The organism is Ruegeria sp. HKCCD7628, assembly GCF_057221005.1.
The window spans coordinates 1-1,867 of the sequence record NZ_JBWVBA010000036.1; the positions used below are offsets into that span (position 1 = coordinate 1).

Consider the following 1,867-nt stretch of genomic DNA (forward strand, 5'->3'; position numbering starts at 1 on the left):
TACCTGTCGGCCCTTGAACCGTGTTTTCGGCCGTCCCTGCGTCGAGGTAACCCAGCACCCGTTCTCATCCTCTGTGGTTTGCGATATGACGGAGTTGGCCCTCGAAAGGGCCTCCTCGTAGTGGGTGTCCATGATGTCCTGCAGCCAGATCTCGCAGTCGTCTCTCAAGAAGAAGTGCTGACCATCCATTATATGATCTCCACTTCGTCGAACCGGCTGTCACCAGCAATGTGATCGTTGATGCTCACTGGCTCAAAGTCAGGACCATGGATTTTACCCCGCTCGATCCAATAGCCGGACTTAACCCAAATCGCGCGTTGATAGTCTTTGCCACCCCACTTGGCCTTGGTCTTCTGCCAGTCCAACTCATCCATGAGGTGCTTGGTTTGGTTGATGTTTCCTTTGAGGTTCGTCTGGACGAACTCAACCACTCCCGCTTCAGGCAGGGCGACGAGCCCACTAGCATTCAGTTCTTCCTCCAACCGATCAACGATGGTGTCTCGGCTGGTCTGATGCAGTCGTTCCATGGTCGGGGTCTGATGGTCTGCGATGTTGAGGCTTTTGGCGCTGAATCCGACCGGCAGTTGTCTCTGCATCAAGGCGTTATAGACACGGGCCACGTTCGCCGGATCATCCAGGAACTGATTAACCTGACCGACGAGGTTCGAAAACTCGTTGGCGCGAGAACCCCCTGATCGACCGTCATGGTTCACATCCATTACGAGATAACGCCGCTCACCCTCACCGATCCATGATGGCCAGATGTTCGAGGTGAACAGGAAGCAGCACGACTGCTTTGCGCGTTCAGCTTCAATCCCTTTACGCTCTATCAGAACGTAAGGGTCAGTGATGAAGGTTTTGATAGCGTTTTCCTGCGGCGACCCCGGCTTGATTTGGGTTTCCTCACACACCACAAGTTTGCTTGTCAGAACCGTGGCGTTGAACTGCTGCGTTAGCTTGCTGACGTTATTTGGAACGACGGTATTCGAAGTGCCAAAGAGTTCGGTCAGAATGCGAGCCGTTGTACTTTTCCCAGTACCTCTTCCCCGCGAATACAGGAACGGAGCCCAAGCTGGCTTTTCTCCCTCGTTCTGAAGGCTCCATGCCAGCCAGTTCATGAACTGCTCACGGTCGTGCTCGAGCTGAAAGAACTCGTCGAAGAATTGCCCGACGACGCCAAGCTCAGCGGAGTTGATCCTGAGTTGGCGATATTCCGGTTCGACCCACGTGTTGGCTGCAACTGCTCCACGCGACCGTATCAGTCGGTTAGAGTTACCGGCTTCACAGATTGCCGTTCCGTTCCAGACCTGAAACGACCGGTCGGCGTCAGTATGCTGCGTTTCGATCAGCAGCTTGAATAAGGTTTTGACTAGATCTTTGCTCAGTGGAACTTCAGGATGCTCGTCTCGTACCCGGTTCAGGATCATCCGCTCCACGTCATTGCGCGACAGTGGAACACTCAGATTCTCCACGTCGAAGAACTTGTTGTCCCTCCGAACGATCTGATCGCCATAGGCCTTGGCTAGACGTTGGACTTGCTCGGTTACCTCCGCTCCAGCAGTTGAATTATTTTTGGTTTCCATTGATGGTTATCTCCCATCATTGATGCTCCCGGCTTAGCCACGCACCCCGTATCAGGAGACGGCTGATTAGACCGTTTATGGGGGGCACGCACCAGGTGCATAATCGCGTTCTTTCCTTCTATAGTGTGCCCTGGAAGAATTCATGGGGCGAAAAGTGGCCTGAAACCCCATATTTTTATGGCTAAAATGGACTTCTAAGGTGCATTTTTCCTGCTGATACAAAAAACGACCGAATTTGGCCGTGAAATTCACCTGAAACAAACGTCGATATCGGTCGCCAAGTG

At 52.9% G+C, this 1,867-nt stretch carries 3 protein-coding genes; all 3 read right to left on the minus strand.

The window, feature by feature from the left end; translation table 11 throughout:
• The coding region (locus tag AC2TAD_RS22265; RefSeq protein WP_480870735.1) for a hypothetical protein at positions 1-189 on the minus strand (189 nt) is incomplete at its 3' end.
• Positions 189-1,583: a primase-helicase family protein gene (locus AC2TAD_RS22270; RefSeq protein WP_480870738.1), complete on the minus strand. Its 1,395-nt coding sequence runs from the start codon at positions 1,581-1,583 to the stop codon at positions 189-191. The genes AC2TAD_RS22270 and AC2TAD_RS22265, both read right to left, overlap by 1 nt.
• A gap of 75 nt (positions 1,584-1,658) precedes the next feature.
• Positions 1,659-1,867 (minus strand): hypothetical protein (locus tag AC2TAD_RS22275; RefSeq protein WP_480870741.1); only part of this gene is annotated, 209 nt, incomplete at its 5' end.

What these genes read in the sequence shown, in the direction of transcription:
- AC2TAD_RS22270 (WP_480870738.1), bottom strand. Translation starts at nt 1,583, where the DNA reads ATGGAAACCAAAAATAATTCAACTGCTGGAGCGGAGGTAACCGAGCAA.